Genomic DNA, 397 nt, shown 5'->3' on the forward strand with positions numbered 1-397 from the left:
GTCGAAGGGCAGCTCGCGCGGGTCCTGCCCGTCCTGCTCCCCGCCCGCCGCGTCGAGGGGGGCGGCCAGCTGCGCGGCCAGGTGGTCCAGCACGCCGCCGGGCACGCGCCGCCGGCCGGCGCGGTCGCGCACGAGCACCTCGCCCTCGGCGACGCGGTGCGTGAGCACCTCCGCCTCCGGCCCGTCCGAGCCGCCCAGGAAGGAGAAGCGGCCGGTGCCCGGGCCGGGGCGGGCGCTGTCCAGCCAGAACGCGGGCCCGGCGCCGCCGGCGAGCACGGCGAAGGCCGCCTCCGGGTCCACCGCGCGCGGCAGGACGCGGGTGCGCAGGCGGTAGGTGCGCTGCGGGGCGGGGCCGGCGGCGGGCCCGCCCGCGCGCACGGCGGGGCGGGCCGAGCGC

General features: G+C 83.6%; 1 pseudogene. It reads right to left on the reverse strand.

From position 1 onward, the window contains the following. Positions 1-397: pseudogene (locus GTR00_RS22625) on the reverse strand (aminodeoxychorismate synthase component I); the annotation flags it as partial.

It is taken from the genome of Kineococcus indalonis, assembly GCF_009906395.1.
GTDB classification, from domain to species: domain Bacteria; phylum Actinomycetota; class Actinomycetes; order Actinomycetales; family Kineococcaceae; genus Kineococcus; species Kineococcus indalonis.